Below are 18,505 nucleotides of genomic sequence, written 5' to 3'. Positions count from 1 at the left end.
GTGACGGCACCGGTGCGTGTCCGATCGTTATGGACGGACGCGGCCCGGTTAGGGTGCCCGCATGCGGATCCTCATCTCGGCCGACATGGAAGGCGCCACCGGGGTCACCTGGACCGACGACGTCGTGCCGGGGACCCCGCAATGGCAGCGGTTCCGGAAGCTGTTCACCGGCGACGTCAACGCCGTGCTGGCGGGGTTGTTCGCCGCGGGGACGCCGGACGTGCTGGTGAACGAGGCGCATTCCGCACAGCGAAACCTGGTGCTGGAGGACCTCGACGCACGGTCCCGGCTGCTCACCGGCAGGCACAAGCCACTGTCCATGATGCAGGGTGTCGATTCCGGTGTGGACGGTGTGGTTTTCCTCGGTTACCACGCGGGTGCCGGGTTCGACGGCGTGCTTTCGCACACCTACCTGGAAAACCAGATCACCGGGGTGTGGCTGGACGACGTGCCCGCCAGCGAGGGCAGGCTGAACGCGGCACTGGCCGCGGAGTACGGCGTGCCGGTGCTGCTGGTCAGCGGCGACGACCGCACCTGCGACGACGCCCGCGAGTACGCGCCGGAGGCGGAGCTGGTGGCGGTGAAGGAGTGCGTGAGCCGGTACGCGGCGATCTGCCTGCCGCCCGCACGCACCGCGGACCTGCTCACCGCGGCGGCGCGGGAGGCGATCGCGCGGGCCGGCCGGGTGGAGCGTGCACCGGGCAGGCACCGGATCGAGGTGGAGTTCGACGCGAGCCATCTGGCGCAGGCCACCGCGGTGATCCCGACCGTGGAGCAGACCGGCGTACGGCGGATCGGGTTCGAGGCGCCGAGCATGACCGAGGCGATGAAAGCGTTCAAAGTGGTCACCGCGATCGCGGCCGGTGCAGTGCAGGGTATTTATGGCTGACGTCGTGCAGTTGTGTGCCGATCTGATCCGGTTCGACACCACCAACCACGGCGGCGGGAACTCGGCAGGCGAACGCGAGGCCGCCGAGTACGTCGCGGAATTCCTCGGCAGGCACGGGGTTTCCGCGCGGATCCTGGAATCGGCGCCGGGGCGGGCGAACGTGCTCGCGCGGGTCCCGGGCACCGATCCGGGACTGCCCGGGCTGCTGGTGCAGGGCCATCTGGACGTGGTGCCCGCCGACCCGGCCGACTGGTCGGTGCCGCCGTTCGCAGGCGAGGTGCGCGACGGGTTCCTGTGGGGCCGCGGCGCGGTGGACATGAAGGACTTCTGCGCGATGGTGCTCGCCGTGGTGGCCGCCGGGTTGCGCCCGCGCCGCGACGTCGTGCTGGCGTTCGTCGCGGATGAGGAGGACCGGGGCGACTTCGGGGCGCATTGGCTGGTGGAGCGGCATCCGGAGCTGTTCGCGGGCTGCGCGGCCGCGATCAGCGAGTCCGGCGGGTACTCCTACCACGTGCCTGCCGCGGACGGCCGGACCGTGCGGCTGTATCCGGTCGGCACGGCCGAACGCGGCACCGCGCACCTGCGGCTGACCTCGCGGGGCCGCGCGGGGCACGGTTCCCGGCCGAACGACGAAAACGCGATCATCCGGCTGGTCGACGCGCTGCACCGGATCGCCGCGCACCGCTGGCCGGTGCAGCTCACGCCGACCGTGCGGGCGTTCCTGGAACGCTCCGGCGCGGCGCTCGGCGTGCCGGTGGACCTGTCGTCGGGCGCGGCCGTGGATGCCACGGTGGCGCGGCTCGGCGCGGCCGGTTCCCTGGTACTGCCGACAGTCCGCAACAGCACCACGCCGACCATGCTCGAGGCCGGGTACAAGGTGAACGTGATCCCGTCGACCGCGACCGCGCAGGTGGACGTCCGGGTGCTGCCCGGTGCGGAGGACGAGCTTTTCGAGGTGCTGGACACGCTGCTCGGCCCGGGTGTGACGCGCGAGTTCGTGGCACACCAGCCGCCGGTCCAGGCCCCGGTGGACTCGCCGTGGTTCGACGCGATGGCGGACGCCCTGCGCGCCGAAGACCCCGAAGCGGTCGTGGTGCCCTACTGCATGGGCGGCGGCACGGACGCGAAGGCGTTCACCAAGCTCGGTATGGCCTGCTACGGCTTCGCCCCGCTGGCGCTGCCGGAAGGCTTCCCGTACCGGGCGATGGCACACGGCGTGGACGAACGCGTGCCGCTCGAGGGACTGCGGTTCGGGACCCGGGTACTGCAGCGGTTCCTCGAGTCCTGCTGAGTACCGGGTCCGGCCGCGAACCGGTAAAGGGGAAGCGGTGCCGATCGGACTCGGCGACCCGGCCCGCTCGCAGACGGCCATCGACCGGCTTCACGGGGCACCGCCTCGATGGGTGCTGCCGCCGGGACCTTGCCGTCATTCCCGGGTGAACTGGGCCCACCAGCGTTGGCCGTCGCGGATGCGGTCCAGGGAGGTGAGGGTGACGCCTTCGGCGGCGAAGGACTCGATCTCGGCTTGGTTGAGCGGCCACGGCGGGCCGGCCCAGGCGGTCGGGTCGATCGGCTCCTCGGCGACGGCGCTGACGATCGCGAGCCCGCCCGGGGCGAGGAAACCGGAGACCGACGCGATGGCGGTGTCGCGCACGTTCTTCGGCAAGGCCTGCACGGTCATGATTTCCACGACGAGGTCGAAGCCTTGGCGCCATTCCGGCGGCGGATCGAGCAGGTCCGCGGTGCGGTAGGCGACGCGGGTGTCCGGGAAGCGGCTGAGCACGGCCTTGATCGCGCTGGGCGAGACGTCGAAGGCAAAGGTGTCGTAGCCGCTCTCGGCGAGCAGTTCGGCGTCGTCGGCCATGCCGCAGCCGACGACGAGCGCGCGCCGGCCGTTGCCGGGGTTGTCCCGCGCCCAGCCGGCCAGTTCCGGACAGGGCTCGCCGCGGAACCACGGTAGGACGGCGTCGCCGGTCTCCGCCGCGGCATAGAGCGGCTCGAACCATCCGACGGGGTCACCGGCGGCCAGTGCGATACCGGCTCGCTGGCGGGCGTCTTCGTCGGGGTCGGGGCGATCGGCGCACATGCTTCCCTTATACCCGGGCACCGCTCGCGCGCGCCCGGCGCTCGACAGTCCGGATCGCCTGCCCGCCGTCCGGGTGTTCCGCGGGACAGGGCAGCCCGCCGCCGTCGGGGTTCTGGGCGGCCGGTCGCCGCAGCGGGGTTACCTCCGGCCTTGTCTGTTTCGAGCCAGGATCACCGGCCGGCCTTGACATCGATGTCACACTCGGGTTTCGCTTCCGGGGCGCCGCCGCCGGACCGCCGTGCGCGGGCGCGCCCGTACCGCCCCGACGACCTGGGAGCAACGATGCCCCGAAGCGCCAGATCCCTGCCTGCCGTGCTGGCCGCGGCGTTGGCGGCGGGCCTGGTCGTCCTGCCCGCGGCCATCCCGGCCGCGGCGGAGGAGGCCGCGCCGCCGGACTTCACCTCTTCGTTCGAACCGGACGATCCGCAGCCCGCGCAGGACAGCGCCGACACCGATGCCGACGGCACCCCGCGCACGGCAGGCGTCACCGGTGCCACCGTGGTGAGCGCGAGCAACGAGAACTCCGACGGCGGGGAGATCGCCGCGAACCTGATCGACGGCAAGCCCGGCACGAAGTGGCTCTCGCACGATCCGTCGGCATGGGCTCAGGTCACACTCACCGCGCCGAGCACGATCACGCACTACGCGATCACCTCGGCCGGCGACTTCGCCGGCCGCGACCCGCAGGACTGGACCCTGCAGGGCAGCGACAACGGCACCGACTGGACGGACCTGGACAAGCAGACCGGCCAGTCGTTCCCGGACCGGTTGCAGCGCAAGGACTACCAGCTCGCCGCCCCGGGCACCGGCTACCGGTACTACCGGCTGGACGTGACCCGCAACCACGGCGAGGACGCACTGCAGATCGCCGAACTGCAGTTGGGTGACGACCCGCTCCCGCCGCCGCTGCCCGCGATGCGCAGCTTCGTCGACGCCGGCCCGGCGGACGGCTACACGAACAAGAACGGCGTCGGCTTCACCGGCAAGTCGGCTTTCCGGTACGCGGGCAGCCAGTCCGCCGCCGGGCACGGCTACTCCTACAACAAGCTCTTCGACGTGCAGATCCCGGTCACCGCCACGACCGAACTGTCCTACAAGGTGCAGCCGCAGTTCATGAACGGCGACCTGAAGTACCCGAGCACGAACGTCGCGCTCGACCTCGACTTCACCGACGGCACGCACCTGCGCGACCTCGGCGCCACCGACCAGTACGGGTTCGGCCTCACCCCGGACGGCCAGGGCAAGAGCAAGGTGCTCTACACCAACCAGTGGAATCTGGTGCGCTCGGCGATCGGCCGGGTCGCGGCAGGCAAGACGATCGCCCGGATCGCGCTCGGCTACGACAATCCGGACGGGCCGGGGCCGTTCACCGGCTGGCTCGACGACGTACGGGTCTCCGCGACTCCGACGCCGCCTGCCAGCACCCGGCCCAGCGACAACGTGCTCACCACCCGCGGCACACTCGCCAACGGCGACTTCTCCCGTGGCAACAACTTCCCGGCCACCGCGGTCCCGCACGGGTTCAACTTCTGGACCCCGGTGACCGACGCCAAGGCGGACAATTGGCTCTACAACTACCATTCGCAGAACAACACGGACAATCTGCCGTCGCTGCAGGCGTTCGGCGTGAGCCATGAACCGAGCCCGTGGATGGGTGACCGGCAGACCTTCCAGGTGATGCCCTCGGCCGCGACCGGCGTGCCGGATGCGAACCGGGAGAAGCGGGCGCTGCCGTTCACCCGCGACCACGAGGTGGCGCGGGCGCACTACTACGGGGTCACGTTCCAGAACGGGATCAAGACCGAGATCGCACCGGCCGATCACGCGGCGATGATGCGGTTCTCCTTCCCCGGCGCCGATTCCAGCCTGATCTTCGACAACGTGAACAACTCCGGCGGGCTCACCCTCGACCCCGCGAACGGCACGCTCACCGGCTATTCCGACGCCAAGAGCGGCCTGTCCGCCGGGGCAGGGCGGATGTTCGTCTATGCCACGTTCGACAAGCCGGTCAGCGCGGGCGGCAAGCTCACCGGGCAGGACCGCGACAACGTGACCGGCTACCTGCGATTCGACCCGGGCGCGGACAAGACCGTGACGATGCGGATCGCGACCTCGCTGATCAGCGTGGACCAGGCGAAGAAGAACCTGGAACAGGAAATCGCCCCGGCCGAGAGCTTCGACGCGGTGCGCGACGCCGCGCAGCAGGCGTGGGACAAGCAGCTCGGCCTGATCGAGGTGGAAGGCGCGTCCAAGGACCAGACCGAAACCCTGTACTCCAACCTGTACCGGCTGTTCCTCTACCCGAACGAGGGGTTCGAGAACACCGGCACGAAGGATGCCCCGAAATACCGGTACGCCAGCCCGGTGTCCCCGAAGACCGGCACCGACACCGACACCCAGACCGGGTCGAAGGTCGTCGACGGGCAGACGTATGTCAACAACGGCTTCTGGGACACCTACCGCACCACGTGGCCTGCCTACTCGCTGTTCACACCGGACATGGCGGGCAAGATGGTCGACGGGTTCACGCAGCAGTACCGCGACGCCGGCTGGATCGCGCGCTGGTCCTCCCCCGGCTACGCCGACCTGATGACCGGCACCAGCTCCGACGTCGCGTTCGCCGACGCCTACCTCAAGGGCGTCTCGAACTTCGACGTGAAGTCGGCCTACGACGCGGCGCTCAAGAACGCGACCGTGGCCCCGCCGAACTCCGCGGTCGGCCGCAAGGGCCTGGATCAGTCGACCTTCCTCGGCTACACGCCGAACTCGACCGGTGAGGGCTTCTCCTGGGCGATCGAGGGCTACGTGAACGACTTCGGCATCGCGAACCTGTCGAAGAAGCTCTACGACCAGGCCGCGGCGAACGATCCGCGCAAGGCCGAGTACCTGGAGAACTACCACTACTTCACCAGCAGGGCGCAGCAGTACGTGAACCTGTTCGATCCGAGCACCGGATTCTTCCAGGGCAAGGACGCGAAGGGCACGTTCACCAAGACCCCGGACCAGTACGACCCGCGCGTATGGGGCGGGGACTACACCGAGACCGACGGCTGGAACATGGCGTTCACCGTGCCGCAGGACGGGCAGGGCCTGGCGAACCTCTACGGCGGCAAGGACAAACTGGGCTCGAAGCTCGACCAGTTCTTCGCCGATCAGGAGACCGCCACCTTCCCCGGCACCTACGACGGCACCATCCACGAGATGCGGGAGGCGCGGGACGTGCGGATGGGCCAGTACGGCCTGTCCAACCAGCCCTCGCACCACATCCTCTACATGTACGACTACGCGGGCCAGCCCGCCAAGACCCAGGCCAAGGTCCGGGAGGCACTCTCGCGGCTCTACACCGGCGGTGAACTCGGCCAGGGCTACCCCGGCGACGAGGACAACGGCGAGATGTCCGCCTGGTATCTCTTCAGCGCGCTGGGCTTCTACCCGCTGCAGATGGGCAGCCCGAACTACGCGGTCGGCTCTCCGCTGTTCACCAAGGCGACCGTGCACCTGCCCGGCGGCGACCTGGTGATCAACGCGCCGAAGAACTCCGCGAAGAACGTCTACGTGCAGGGCCTGAAGGTCAACGGCAAGGCGTGGACCTCCACGTCGCTGCCGCAGGACGTGCTCGCCCACGGCGCGACGCTCGACTTCGACATGGGCCCGAACCCGTCGAAGTGGGGCACCGGACCGGACGACGCACCCAAGTCGATCACCACCGGCGACGCGGTGCCCACGCCGCTGCACGACGAGACCGGCCCCGGCCTCGGCACGGTGTCCACTTCGGACGGTTCGGACGCCTCGGCGCTGGTGGACAACACCTCCGGCACCCAGGCGAACGTGACCGGTGCGGTGCAGTACCAGCTGAAGTCCACCGACGAAGCGGTCACGCACTACACGCTCACCTCCGGCACCGGCGCGAGCGATCCGAAGAGCTGGGTGCTCAAGGGCTCCAACGACGGGAAGAACTGGACGGTCGCCGATCAGCAGACCGACCAGACCTTCCCGTGGCGGCAGCAGACGCGGTCGTTCGCGGTCGAGAACCCGGCGCACTACGCCTACTACCGGCTCGAAGTCACCGCGGCCACCGGCGGCACACCGGCACTGGCCGAGTTCGAACTGCTGGGCAAGCCGGATCCGAAACCGGCTCGCCCGCCGGCCGGCTGACCGGCGCGTGAGCGTGGGCCGTCCGGTGAAGGGACGGCCCACGCTCACGCGCAGCGGGTCGCGATCTCGCCGGCCGGCCTCCGGGCCGACTCGGTACCGGACCTGGCGTGGGCGGGAAAGGTACGCGAGACTGCTTCCGTGGTGTCCGAATACGTGCAGAGCGACCGGTTCCGCGGTGCTCGTATCCACTTGTGCGACCTCGCCGGTCTCGAGATCCGCGACTGCGAGGTGAGCGGGCTGAAAATCGTCGACTGCTATGGCGGCGACGTCCAGCTCGGCGGTGATTTCGCGCGTCTGGTCGTCAACGACGTCGACGTGACCGCCTACGTCGAGGCCGAGCTCGACCGCCGGCATCCCGCACGGGCGCTGGCGCGGGAGGCGACCTCGCCCGAGGACTACCGGGCTGCTTGGGACGCCACGGAGACGCAATGGGCGGCGACGCTCAACCGGGCGAGGCTGTTGCCCGAAGCCAAGCTGCATGAGCAGGTCAACGGCGAGTGGTCGTTCGTCGAGACCCAACGGCACCTGCTGATGGCCGGCGACGCCTGGCTCGGCAACGCCGTGCTCGAGGAGGATGCGCCGTACCACCCGTTGGGCCTTCCGCACGGCGGGATGCCGCCCGCCGCAGCAGCGCAACTCGGGCTCACCCTCGAAGCCGCCCCGACCCTCGATGAGGTACTCGCGCCGCGGCTCACTCGGATGGCCACGATGCGGCGCGTCGTCGACGGGCTCACCGAGGCCGAGCTCGATCGGGTGTGCGCTCGCAAGCCCGCGGACCCGTATCCCGACCAGGAGTACGTCGTGCGCCGCTGCCTCAAGGTCGTGCTCAAGGAAGAAGCCGAGCATCACCGTTACGCAGTGCGGGACCTCGCAGTGCTCGAGGCGGCTGTGGCGGAACCGCAGTAACCGCCGCGCAGTGCCCCGGCCGCCTGCGTCCGTGTCGCGCGGCGGGTGACTCGGCCCCGCAGCGATTACCGTGGGGACGTGACCACGGCCGGATTCTTCTCCTCGTTCGAAGCGGATGATCCGCAGCCGGTCGCCCCGGGAGCAGCGGTGGACCGCGGCCCGCAGTGGTCACCGACCGCGAAGCCCGGCGTCGGATACACCGGCCTGCGGGCCCTGCGGTATTCCGCGCCGACGCGCGCCACTCTGTTCGAGGTAGACGTTCCGGTGACCGCCCACAGTGCACTGTCGTATGTGGTCTTCCCGGCCTCCGACGGCCCGGTGCCGACCTACCGCAGCACCTACGTCGCCCTCGACGTCGAATTCGACGACGGCAGCCGCGCCGGATTCGCCGCCACCGCACAGGGCGAAGCGAAGACCCTGTACGTGGACCAATGGAACCTCGTGCGCCGGCCACTGGGCGCATTCGCCGGACGCCGCGCGCGCCGGATCGTGCTGCTCGTCGACCCACCCGGAGCCGGCGAAGTGACCGGCTGGCTGGACGACGTCCGCCTCGCCGAGCGGCTGCCCGAGCCGAAAGACCTCGTCGACCACGTACGCACCACCCGCGGCACCCACTCCGGCACCGAGTTCTCCCGCGGCAACACCTTCCCCGCCACCGCGGTACCGCACGGCTTCAACTTCTGGACCCCGATCACCGACGCACGGGCACTGGGCTGGTTCTACTCCTACCACCGGCACAACGACGACCGGAACGAGCCACGGCTGCAGGCACTCGGCGTCAGCCACCAGCCGAGCCCGTGGATGGGCGACCGGCACACCTTCCACCTGATGCCCGGCACCGGCCCGGTCGAACCCGACCGCACCCGCCGCGCCCTCGCGTTCACCCACGACGACGAAACCGACCGCCCGCACCACTACGGCGTCCGGTTCCGCGGCGGGATCACCGCCGACCTCGCCCCTGCCGACCACTGCGCGATGGCCCGGTTCACCTTCCCGGACAACCAGGGCTGGGTGCTGTTCGACAACACCCGCAACCGCGGCGGCCTGCGGATCCACCCGGACACCGGTGTGGTTACCGGACACACCTGGGTCCGCAGCAGGCTCTCCACCGGCGCCCGCCGCATGTTCGTCCACGCCGAAGCCGACCAGCGCCCCACCGGAGGCGCCCGGATCCGCCGCCCGTTCCGGCGCACCGTCACCGGATACCTGCAGTTCGCCGAACCCGAGGTCACGCTGCGGATCGCCACCTCGCTGATCAGCCTCGCCCAGGCGAAACGGAACCTCGACCTGGAAATCCCCGCCGGCACCACGTTCGACCAGGTCCGCGACCGGGCCCGCGACCAGTGGCAGCGACTGCTCGGCCGAGTCGAACTCGACGGCGCCTCCGACGACGAGCTGACCACCTTCTACTCGTGCCTCTACCGACTGTTCCTCTACCCCAACCGAGCACACGAGAACACCCCGCGCGGCACTCGGCACGCAAGCCCGGTCGTACGCAGCATCCGGCCCAGCACCCGCCGACGCACCGGCGCGAAAATCGTCGACGGCGAGCTCTACGTCAACAACGGATTCTGGGACACCTACCGCACCGCATGGCCGGCGTACGCACTCCTCGCACCACACCAGTGCGGCCGGATGATCGACGGCTTCGTCCAGCAATACCGCGAAGGCGGCTGGATCGCACGCTGGTCCTCCCCCGGCTACGCCGACCTGATGACCGGCACCAGCTCCGACGCCGCCTTCGCCGACGCCTACCTCAAAGGCGTCACGAACTTCGACGTCGAAGCCGCCTACGACGCGGCCCTCAAGAACGCAACCGTCACCCCACCCCGTCCCGGTGTCGGCCGCAAAGGCCTCGACCGCTCCCCCTTCCTCGGCTACACCCCCACTTCCACCCGCGAAGGACTCTCCTGGGCCCTCGAAGGCTGCCTCAACGACTTCGCCCTCGCGAACCTCTCCGACGCACTCGCCCGCGAAAGCACCGGCGCCCGCGCCCGCCGGTTCACCGACAACGCCGTCTACCTCCGCCAGCGCGCCCAGCACTACACCCACCACTTCGACCCGGACACCGGCTTCTTCCAGGGCCGCACCCCCGACGGCGGACGGCACTTCCCCGCCGACGGCTACGACCCGCAAGCCTGGGGCGGCGACTTCGTCGAGACCAACGCCTGGAACACCGCCTTCTCCGTCCCCCACGACGGCCCCGGCCTCACCGCACTCCACGGCGGCACGCAAGCCCTCGAAGCCAAGCTCGACGAGTTCTTCCGCACCCCCGAAACCGGCCGCAAACCCGGCACCTACCGCAAACCCATCCACGAAATGACCGAAGCCCGCGACGTACGCATGGGCCAGTACGGACACTCCAACCAGCCCTCGCACCACATCCCGTTCAGCTACGCCTTCACCGGCGCACCAGCAAAACTCCAGCGCACCGTCCGCGAAGTACTCCGCCGCCTCTACCAAGGCAGCGAACTCGGCCAGGGCTACCCAGGGGACGAAGACAACGGCGAAATGTCCGCCTGGTATGTCTTCACCGCCCTCGGTCTGTACCCACTCGCCGTCGGCACGCCCCGCTACGTGACGTGCGCACCCCTGTTCCGCACCGCCACCGTGCACCTCGACAACGGGAAGGACCTGGTGATCCGAGCACCGCGCGCCGCCACCGCCGACCGCGCCACCACCGCCGACACGCCCTACGTGCACGGCCTCACCATCGACGGCGAACCCCACCACCAGGCCACCCTCCGGCACGCCACACTCACCCGCGGCGCAGTACTGGACTTCGACGTCCGCGCCGAACCCGGCACCTGGGGCACCGAACCGGTCACCCCCGCACCACCCACACCACTGACCGACCTCACCGGCACCGCACACAGCCCCGACGGCCCCACCGCCGCGCTCACCGACAACACCAGCCGCACCGAAACCACCTTCCGCACCCGCACCCCGGTCATCGAGTTCACCGCACACGGACCACTACGCGAAGTCGTGCTCTACACACTCACCTCGGGCAACCACCACGGCGACCCCCGCACCTGGACACTCGAAGGCTCCGACGACCGACAACACTGGCGAACCCTCGACGAACGCACCGGCGAACTGTTCCGCTGGCGCCGCCAGACCCGCCCGTTCACCCTCCCCGAACCCGCGGCGTGCCGGCACTACCGGATACGCATCACCGCCGCCACCCGCCGCCGCGTCACCCTCGCCCAGTGGGAGCTGCTCGCCCGATGATCGCCGACCTCCGCAACGCCTTCCTCGACCGGCTCGCCGCCGCCGACCCCGGCCTCGTCCGGCTGCGCCTCGCCGCCTCCGCAGTACTCGGCATCGCCATCGCGATCGGCGCACTCACCCCCCTGCACTTCCCCCTCACCACCTCGCTCATCGCCGCCATCGCGGCCATGATGAGCGCGTTCAGCATCAACGACGCCACCAGCGGAGGACAGGCCCTCACCCTCTGCCTCGCCGCCGTCGTCGGCAGCGCCACCATCACCGCCGCCTGCCTCGGCTCCGCCTACGCCCCGCTCGACACCGTCATCTTCGTCCTGCTCATCTTCGTCGCGGTCTACGTCCAGCGCTTCGGCCCCCGCGGCACCGCACTCGGATCGATGACGTTCTTCCTGTTCTTCTTCCCGATGTTCCTGCAAGCACACCTCTCCCAGCTCCCCCAGCTGATCATCTCGCTGCTGTTCGGCCTCGCCGCCAACGCCGTCGTCCGATTCGTCCTCCTGCGCCGCAACGCCGAGAGCGAGCTCATCCGCATCCGCCGGGCCTTCCGCGCCCGCGTCGCCGCCGCCGTACGCGCCACCGAAACCACCATCACCAACGGCGGCGGCGACCGCAGCGACCGCCAGATCCGCACCGCACTCGCCCGCCTCCACGAAGCAGTGCTGCTGATCGAAGACAACGCCACCGACGTCGTCGACGCCCGCGAAGCCGACCAGCTCCGCCGCCGCGCCATCGAAGTCGAACTCGCCGTCAACTGGCTCACCATCACCGCCCGCCGCACCAGCACCCAGCCGCTGCCCCCCGGCGTCGCCGACGACCTCGTCGCCCGGCTCGCCCGCTTCCGTTCCCTGATGGAACGCGACCCCCGAGAACTCCCGCTGATCAGCCAAACCGGCGAATACAGCCGGATGCTCGTCGAGGGCAGCCGGATCGACGACCGCGCCCGCCCCGGCGACGGCATCCGCCGCGCACTCGCCGAACTCGCCGTCGCCGACGACCGGGCCCAGCGCGTCGCCAACCGCGAATCCACAATGGACACCACCACCGAAGACGGAACCGAAGACCCCGAACCGGTCAAGGCGTTCGCCTACGACAACCAGACCCGTAGCGCCATCCAGGCCGTGCTCGGCGCCGGGCTCGCAGTACTGGCCGGCCAGTTCATCTCGCACCAGCGCTGGTACTGGGCAGTCCTGACGGTGTTCGTCGTGTTCATCGGCACCTCCAGCGCAGGCGCCCGCTTCGTGAAAGGCCTCCGCCGCACCGGCGGCACCCTGCTCGGCATCGTCGGCGGCGTCGCACTCGCCCTGCTCGTCAGCGGCAACACCCCGGCGATCCTCGCGCTCATCGGAGTCTGCGTCTTCGGCATGGTCTACACGTCCCGCGTGTCGCAGTTCCTCATGGCGTTCTTCATCACCAGCATGCTCGGCCTGCTCTACAGCCTGCTCGGCACCTTCAGCATCTCGGTGCTCTGGATCCGCGTCGCGGAAACCGCCGTCGGCGCCGCCTGCGGCCTGCTCGCCGCACTCGTCATCCTCCCCGTACGCACCCGCTCGGTGATGCTCGACGACGTCGGTGTCGCACTCGACGAACTGCACGAGTTCCTGGAATCCGCCGCCGAGGTGATGTCCGGCAGGGAAAACCTGAACATCATCGAAATGTCCCGCGACCTCGACCGCGCCGTCGAACAGGTCCGCACCACCATCGAACCGCTCACCCACCCGATCAATCTGCGCAGCGCCCGGCGCGACTACGGCTGGCACGTACTGACCACCCTCGAAGGCATCGCCTTCCGCGCCCGGCACGTCGCCGCCCGCGCCCAGCCCGGCCAGCTCACCGGCCCGGTCGCCGAACGGCTCGACCAGTTCACCGGCCGGATCGCCGCCAATGTCGACCGGATCCACGAAGCCGTCACCCACCCCGGTACCACCAAGGAGAAAAAACTCGTCCGCGACGACGGCACCCCGGTCTCCGACCGGATCGACGGAGCCGAAACCCGCGCCGTGCTCTCCAGCCTCAGCCACCTCGACGAAGGCCTCATCGCACTCGGCCGCATCTTCGGCGTCGAAGCCGCCGATCCGGTGCCCGCCGGAGAGTGACTGGACGCACCCGGACGACGACCGGCGGGGAGGCTAGCATCCAGGTACTAGCCAAAGCCGTCTCGACCTGGAGAACCCGCTATGACCCAAGCCCCTGTCAACGTCACCGTCACCGGTGCGGCCGGCCAGATCGGCTACGCGCTGCTGTTCCGCATCGCGTCCGGTCAGCTGCTCGGCCCCGACACCCCGGTGAAGCTGCGGCTCCTGGAGATCCCCCAGGCGGTCAAGGCGGCGGAGGGCACCGCGATGGAGCTCGACGACGGCGCCTTCCCCCTGCTGGCAGGCATCGACATCTTCGACGACGCCAAGCAGGCCTTCTCCGGCACCAACGTCGCACTGCTGGTCGGCGCCCGCCCGCGCAGCAAGGGCATGGAACGCGGCGACCTGCTCGAGGCCAACGGCGGTATCTTCAAGCCACAGGGCGAGGCCATCAACGCGGGCGCAGCCGACGACATCCGGGTACTGGTGGTCGGCAACCCGGCCAACACCAACGCCCTGATCGCCCAGTCGCACGCCCCCGACGTGCCCGCCGACCGGTTCACCGCGATGACCCGCCTCGACCACAACCGCGCACTGGCCCAGCTGGCCAAGAAGCTCGGCGTCAGCGTCACCGACATCAAGAAGCTGGCCATCTGGGGCAACCACTCGGCCAGCCAGTACCCGTCGATCCAGCACGCCGAGGTCAACGGCAAGAACGCCGCCGAGGCCGTGAACGACCAGGCCTGGCTCGCCGACACCTTCATCCCGACGGTCGCCAAGCGCGGCGCCGCGATCATCGAGGCCCGCGGCCTGTCCTCGGCCGCCTCGGCCGCCTCGGCCGCGATCGACCACGTGCACACCTGGGTCAACGGCACCCCCGAAGGCGACTGGACCTCGGCCGCGGTCGTGTCCGACGGCTCCTACGGCGTCCCGGAAGGCCTCATCTCGTCCTTCCCGGTCACCGCGAAGAACGGCAAGTACGAGATCGTCCAGGGTCTGGAGATCGACGAGTTCTCCCGCACCCGTATCGACGCCTCGGTCGCCGAACTCGCCGAGGAACGCGACGCGGTGCAGAAGCTCGGCCTGGTCTGAGCCACCCGCCACCCGAGGAGGGGCCGCCCCGGTGCGATACCGGGGCGGCCCCTCCTCGTCGGTGCGCGCAAGCCGAACGCACACCAGGTCAGCCTGTCCGAAGAACTTGGCCTGCATGTTCTTACACAGCGCGTCGGCGGTCAGCGTCCCGAGCACAGCGACCTTCACCGGCTTTTCGCGGGTAAGGGTTCGGTCGCTCGTTGCGGGTTCGGATTGGCAGCGGTAAGCGGTGTCCTATACGACGGAAGTTTTCACCAAACCCCCGCCGTATAGGACGTTATACACTTGAATCAACCATTGCCGAGTCCCCTGCGGGTCAGCAACGGCTCGATCTCCGGTGCCCTCCCCCGGAAGGCCTCGAAGGCCGCCATCGGGTCCACACTCCCCCCGCGGCCCAGCAGGGTGCTGCGGAAGTGGTCGCCGTTTTCGCGTTTCAGGCCGGAGTTCTCGGTGAACCACTGCACGGTGTCGGCGTCGAGGACCTCGCTCCAGATGTAGGAGTAGTAGCCCGCGCTGTACCCGCTGGCGAACACGTGGTTGAAGTAGGTCGTGCGGTAGCGCGGCGGGATGCTCGCCAGCGCCACGCCCGCCTTCTCCAGCGCCTCCGTCTCGAACCGCTGCACGTCGTCCACCCGGTCGCCGGGGCCGATCCGGTGCCAGGCGAGGTCCAGCAGCGCGGCGGCAAGGTACTCGGTGGTGGCGAAGCCCTCACCGTACTGTTCCGCGTCCTTCAGCTTCGCCACCTGCGCGGCCGGCAGCGGCTCGCCGGTGACGTGGTGCTTCGCGTAGTTGGCCAGTACTTCCGGCCACATCAGCCACATCTCGTTGACCTGCGAAGGGTATTCGACGAAGTCCCGCGGCACGTTCGTCCCGGAGAACGCCGGGAACTCCACCCCGGACAGCAGCGAGTGCAGTGCGTGCCCGAACTCGTGGAACGACGTGCGCACCTGGTCCAGCGAAAGCAGGGTCGGCTCCCCCGCCGGCGGCTTCGACACGTTGAGCACGTTCACGACCACGGTGCGCTTGCCGAGCAGCCGGGACTGGTCCACGAAGTTGTTCATCCACGCGCCGCCGCGCTTCGAATCGCGCGCGTAGTAGTCCATCAGGAACAGTCCGAGCCCGCTGCCGTCGGCGTCGAAGACCTCGAAGATCCGCACCTCGTCGCGGTACTTCGGCAGGTCGTGCCGCTCGGTGAAAGTCAAGCCGTACAACCGGTTCGCGGCGAAGAACACCCCGTCCTGCAGTACCCGGTCCAGCTCGAAGTACGGGCGCAGCGCCGCAGTGTCCACATCGTACCGTTCGCGGCGCACCTTCTCCGCGTAGAAGGCCCAGTCCCACGCCTGCAGCGTCGCACCGGGGACATCGGCTTCCAGATGCCGCTGCAGTTCCGCGGCCTCGACGTTGGCGTTGGCGACCGCTGCGGGGGCGAGCCGCTCCAGCAGGCCACTCGCCGCGTCCAGCGTCTTCGCCGTCTCGTCCTCGATCACGTACGACGCGTGGTTCGGATATCCCAGCAGGGCGGCCCGTTCCGCCCGCAGCCGGACGATCTCGGTGACCACTGCCTTGTTGTCGAACTCGTTGTCCCGGTTGCCCCGGGAGACCGAAGCGGTGAAGACCCGCTCCCGGACCGCACGGTTCTCCAGCGACTCCAGTGCCGCCTGCGCGGTCGGCAGCGTCAGGGTGAGGACGTACTTGCCGTCGAGGCCCCGCTCCGCGGCCACCGAAGCGGCTGCCGCGACGGCACCCTCGTCCAGCCCGGCCAGCTCAGCGGCGTCGTCGAGCACCACGGCGAGCTCGTTGGTGTCGCGCAACAGGTTCTGCGCGAACCGGGTCTGCAGGCTGGACAGCTGCTCGTTCAGCGCGCGAAGCTTCTCCTGCTCGGCGTCCGGCAGCCCGGCCCCCGCACGACGGAAGTCGGTGTGCCGGCGCTCCAGCAGCCGCAGTTCCTCCGGAGCCAGCCCGAGCTCGCCGCGGCGCCGGTGGAGTGCGTCGATCCGCGCGAACAGCCGCGGGTCGAGGTGGATCGCGTCGGAGTGCGCGGCCAGCCGTGGGGCCAGTTCCGCCTGGATCGCCTGGATCTCCTCGGTGGCGTCCGAGCCGACCAGGTTGAAGAACGTGCCGGACACCCGGTCCAGCAGTGCGCCTGCCCGTTCCAGCGCGGCGATCGTGTTGTCGAACGTCGGCTCGGCCTGCTCCCCGGCGATGCGCTCGATCTCCGTCGTGTGCTCGGCCAGCCCGGCCTCGAAGGCAGGCCGGTAGTGCTCTTCGGAGATGCGGTCGAAGGGCGGCAGCTCGTAGGGCAGCTCGCTGGGGACGGCAAACGGGTTGTCCGGCGAAATCATCGGGTAGCGCTCCTGGTTCTCCACGTCGGTTCCGCCCACCCTACGGGTTCGCGCACCCGCCGAAAGGACCACCGCGCAGGCCGGGGTCACCGCCCGGTGGTGCCGCCCACCACCGCGTCGCTGCTGCCCGCCTTCTTCTTCCGGCGCCGTCCCGGCTTCGGCGGCGGGGGCACCAGTCCGGCCAGGTCGCCGCCGCCGTCGTTCACGCGCAGCACGAACGGGCGGGTCTCGGTGTAGCGGACCACCGAGATCGACGCAGGGTCCACCACGATCCGCTGGAACGCGTCCAGGTGCTGGCCCAGCGCGTCGGCAAGGATCGCCTTGATCACATCCCCGTGGCTGCAGGCCACCCACACCGCGTGCTCGCCGTGCTCGGCGGTGATCCGCGCGTCGTGCGCCCGGATCGCGGCCACCGCGCGCGCCTGCATCGCGGCCAGGCCTTCCCCGCCGGGGAACACCGCGGCCGATGGATGCGCCTGCACCACCCGCCACAGCGGCTCCTTCGTGAGCGTCTTCAGCTCACGCCCGGTCCAGTCCCCGTAGTCCACTTCGGACAGCCGGGGCTCCACGGTCCGGTCGAGGCGGTACTCGGTGGCCAGCGCGGCGACCGTCTGCTTGCAACGCAGCATCGGCGACACCACCAGCTCGGCCACCGGCACCCCGGCCAGCCGCCCCGGCAGTGCCGCGGCCTGCGCCCGGCCGGTCTCGTCGAGCCCGACCTTCGGGGTGCGCCCGGCAAGGACCCCGGACCCGTTCGCGGTGGACTTCCCGTGCCGCAGCAAGATGACCGTACTCACGCCGCCACCCTATCCGGTGAGGACGGCGTCAGCTCCCCACCGGTCCCGCGTTCGGGTCCAGCACCCCGCCGAAGACCAGGCCGAACAGCAGCACGCCGAGCAGCACCCGGTAGATCACGAACGGCACGAAGCTGCGCCGCTTGATGTAGGCCATCAGCCAGGCGATCACCAGGTAACCGACGCCGAACGCGACGAGCGTGGCCAGTACGGTCGGCCCCCACTGCGCGGTCTCGCCGTTCTTCCCGATGTCGGTGAGCTTGTACAGGCCGGATCCGAACACCGCGGGCAGCGCCAGCAGGAACGAGTACTCGGCGGCTTCGGCACGGGTGTAGCCCAGCAGCAGCCCGGCGCTGGTCGTGCCGCCCGAACGGGAGACGCCGGGGATCAGCGCGAGCGCCTGGGCGAACCCGAAGCCAAGGCCGTGCGGCACGGTCAGGTGGTCGAGCGTGCGCTGCTGCTTGCCGATCCGGTCGGCGATCAGCAGGATCACGCCGAACACGATCAGCGTGGCCGCGGTGATCCGCAGATCGCGGAAGGTGGCGTCGATCTGGTCCTGCAGCAGCAGGCCGAGCACCACGATCGGGATCGAGCCGACGATGATCAGCCAGCCGAGCCGGGCGTCCGGATCACCGCGCCACTGCGGCCGGGTCAGCGAGAAGAACCAGGCCCGCAGGATCCGCCCGATCTTCTTCCCGAAATACAGGATCACCGCCAGCTCGGTGCCGATCTGGGTGACCGCGGTGAACGCCGCACCCGGATCGTCCCAGCCCGCCAGCGCGGCCACGATCCGCAGGTGCGCACTCGAGGAGATGGGCAGGAACTCCGTCAGTCCCTGCACCAGTCCCAGCACCAGGGACTCGAACCACCCCATCAAGCCGCTCCCGCCCGGCGGGCCCGCGGGCCCGCCTCCAGTCCGATGCGCACGATCCGAGAAC

11 protein-coding genes are annotated in these 18,505 nt (G+C 69.9%); 7 read left to right on the top strand and 4 right to left on the bottom strand.

What is annotated here, in order from left to right:
• The first annotated feature begins 61 nt into the window (after positions 1-61).
• Both ABD793_RS26405 and ABD793_RS26400 read left to right on the top strand, forming a co-directional pair.
• Positions 62-889: a M55 family metallopeptidase gene (locus ABD793_RS26405; RefSeq protein WP_344864629.1), complete on the top strand. Its 828-nt coding sequence runs from the start codon at positions 62-64 to the stop codon at positions 887-889.
• Entirely contained in the window at positions 882-2,180 is a 1,299-nt protein-coding gene (locus tag ABD793_RS26400) for a M20/M25/M40 family metallo-hydrolase (RefSeq protein WP_344864627.1), read from the top strand. The genes ABD793_RS26405 and ABD793_RS26400 overlap by 8 nt, the downstream gene beginning before the upstream one ends.
• A gap of 135 nt (positions 2,181-2,315) precedes the next feature.
• Here ABD793_RS26400 and ABD793_RS26395 read toward each other — a convergent pair whose 3' ends face one another.
• A complete protein-coding gene (locus tag ABD793_RS26395) occupies positions 2,316-2,975 on the bottom strand; it encodes a class I SAM-dependent methyltransferase (protein ID WP_344864625.1) in 660 nt (219 codons plus the stop codon).
• A gap of 282 nt (positions 2,976-3,257) precedes the next feature.
• On the opposite strand from ABD793_RS26395, the gene ABD793_RS26390 reads away from it, so the two are divergent.
• From ABD793_RS26390 to ABD793_RS26370, 5 genes are all read left to right on the top strand, one after another.
• Positions 3,258-7,130 (top strand): GH92 family glycosyl hydrolase, encoded by a 3,873-nt coding sequence (locus ABD793_RS26390; protein WP_344864623.1) that lies wholly within the window; start codon positions 3,258-3,260, stop codon positions 7,128-7,130.
• Positions 7,131-7,268: 138 nt separating this feature from the next.
• Positions 7,269-8,036: a DinB family protein gene (locus tag ABD793_RS26385; RefSeq protein ID WP_344864621.1), complete on the top strand. Its 768-nt coding sequence runs from the start codon at positions 7,269-7,271 to the stop codon at positions 8,034-8,036.
• Positions 8,037-8,114: 78 nt separating this feature from the next.
• On the top strand, positions 8,115-11,270 hold the full coding sequence (locus tag ABD793_RS26380; RefSeq protein ID WP_344864619.1) for a GH92 family glycosyl hydrolase: 3,156 nt from the start codon (positions 8,115-8,117) through the stop codon (positions 11,268-11,270).
• Positions 11,267-13,360, top strand: coding sequence for an FUSC family protein (locus ABD793_RS26375; protein WP_344864617.1), 2,094 nt, complete (start codon positions 11,267-11,269; stop codon positions 13,358-13,360). Before ABD793_RS26380 ends, ABD793_RS26375 begins: the two co-directional genes overlap by 4 nt.
• 81 nt (positions 13,361-13,441) lie before the next feature.
• On the top strand, positions 13,442-14,431 hold the full coding sequence (locus ABD793_RS26370; RefSeq protein ID WP_344864615.1) for a malate dehydrogenase: 990 nt from the start codon (positions 13,442-13,444) through the stop codon (positions 14,429-14,431).
• A 290-nt stretch (positions 14,432-14,721) separates the two neighbouring features.
• Here the strand turns inward: ABD793_RS26370 and ABD793_RS26365 are convergent, their stop codons facing one another.
• The 3 genes from ABD793_RS26365 to ABD793_RS26355 all read right to left on the bottom strand — a co-directional run bounded on the left by ABD793_RS26365 (position 14,722) and on the right by ABD793_RS26355 (position 18,441).
• Entirely contained in the window at positions 14,722-16,773 is a 2,052-nt protein-coding gene (locus tag ABD793_RS26365; RefSeq protein ID WP_344864838.1) for a M3 family metallopeptidase, read from the bottom strand.
• A gap of 86 nt (positions 16,774-16,859) precedes the next feature.
• Positions 16,860-17,570 carry a histidine phosphatase family protein gene (locus ABD793_RS26360; protein ID WP_344864613.1) on the bottom strand — a complete coding sequence of 237 codons (711 nt, stop codon included), beginning with the start codon at positions 17,568-17,570 and terminating at the stop codon, positions 16,860-16,862.
• 28 nt (positions 17,571-17,598) lie between these two features.
• Positions 17,599-18,441 (bottom strand): undecaprenyl-diphosphate phosphatase, encoded by an 843-nt coding sequence (locus ABD793_RS26355; protein WP_344864611.1) that lies wholly within the window; start codon positions 18,439-18,441, stop codon positions 17,599-17,601.
• Between the last annotated feature and the right edge of the window lie 64 nt (positions 18,442-18,505).

The organism is Amycolatopsis ultiminotia (genome assembly GCF_039536925.1).
GTDB classification, from domain to species: domain Bacteria; phylum Actinomycetota; class Actinomycetes; order Mycobacteriales; family Pseudonocardiaceae; genus Amycolatopsis; species Amycolatopsis ultiminotia.
This window is presented reverse-complemented; position numbering and strand designations above follow the sequence as displayed.

Coding starts and splice junctions, on each gene's coding strand:
- ABD793_RS26405 (WP_344864629.1), top strand. CDS start 62: ATGCGGATCCTCATCTCGGCCGACATGGAAGGCGCCACCGGGGTCACC.
- ABD793_RS26400 (WP_344864627.1), top strand. CDS start 882: ATGGCTGACGTCGTGCAGTTGTGTGCCGATCTGATCCGGTTCGACACC.
- ABD793_RS26395 (WP_344864625.1), bottom strand. CDS start 2,975: ATGTGCGCCGATCGCCCCGACCCCGACGAAGACGCCCGCCAGCGAGCC.
- ABD793_RS26390 (WP_344864623.1), top strand. CDS start 3,258: ATGCCCCGAAGCGCCAGATCCCTGCCTGCCGTGCTGGCCGCGGCGTTG.
- ABD793_RS26375 (WP_344864617.1), top strand. CDS start 11,267: ATGATCGCCGACCTCCGCAACGCCTTCCTCGACCGGCTCGCCGCCGCC.
- ABD793_RS26370 (WP_344864615.1), top strand. CDS start 13,442: ATGACCCAAGCCCCTGTCAACGTCACCGTCACCGGTGCGGCCGGCCAG.
- ABD793_RS26365 (WP_344864838.1), bottom strand. CDS start 16,773: ATGATTTCGCCGGACAACCCGTTTGCCGTCCCCAGCGAGCTGCCCTAC.
- ABD793_RS26355 (WP_344864611.1), bottom strand. CDS start 18,441: ATGGGGTGGTTCGAGTCCCTGGTGCTGGGACTGGTGCAGGGACTGACG.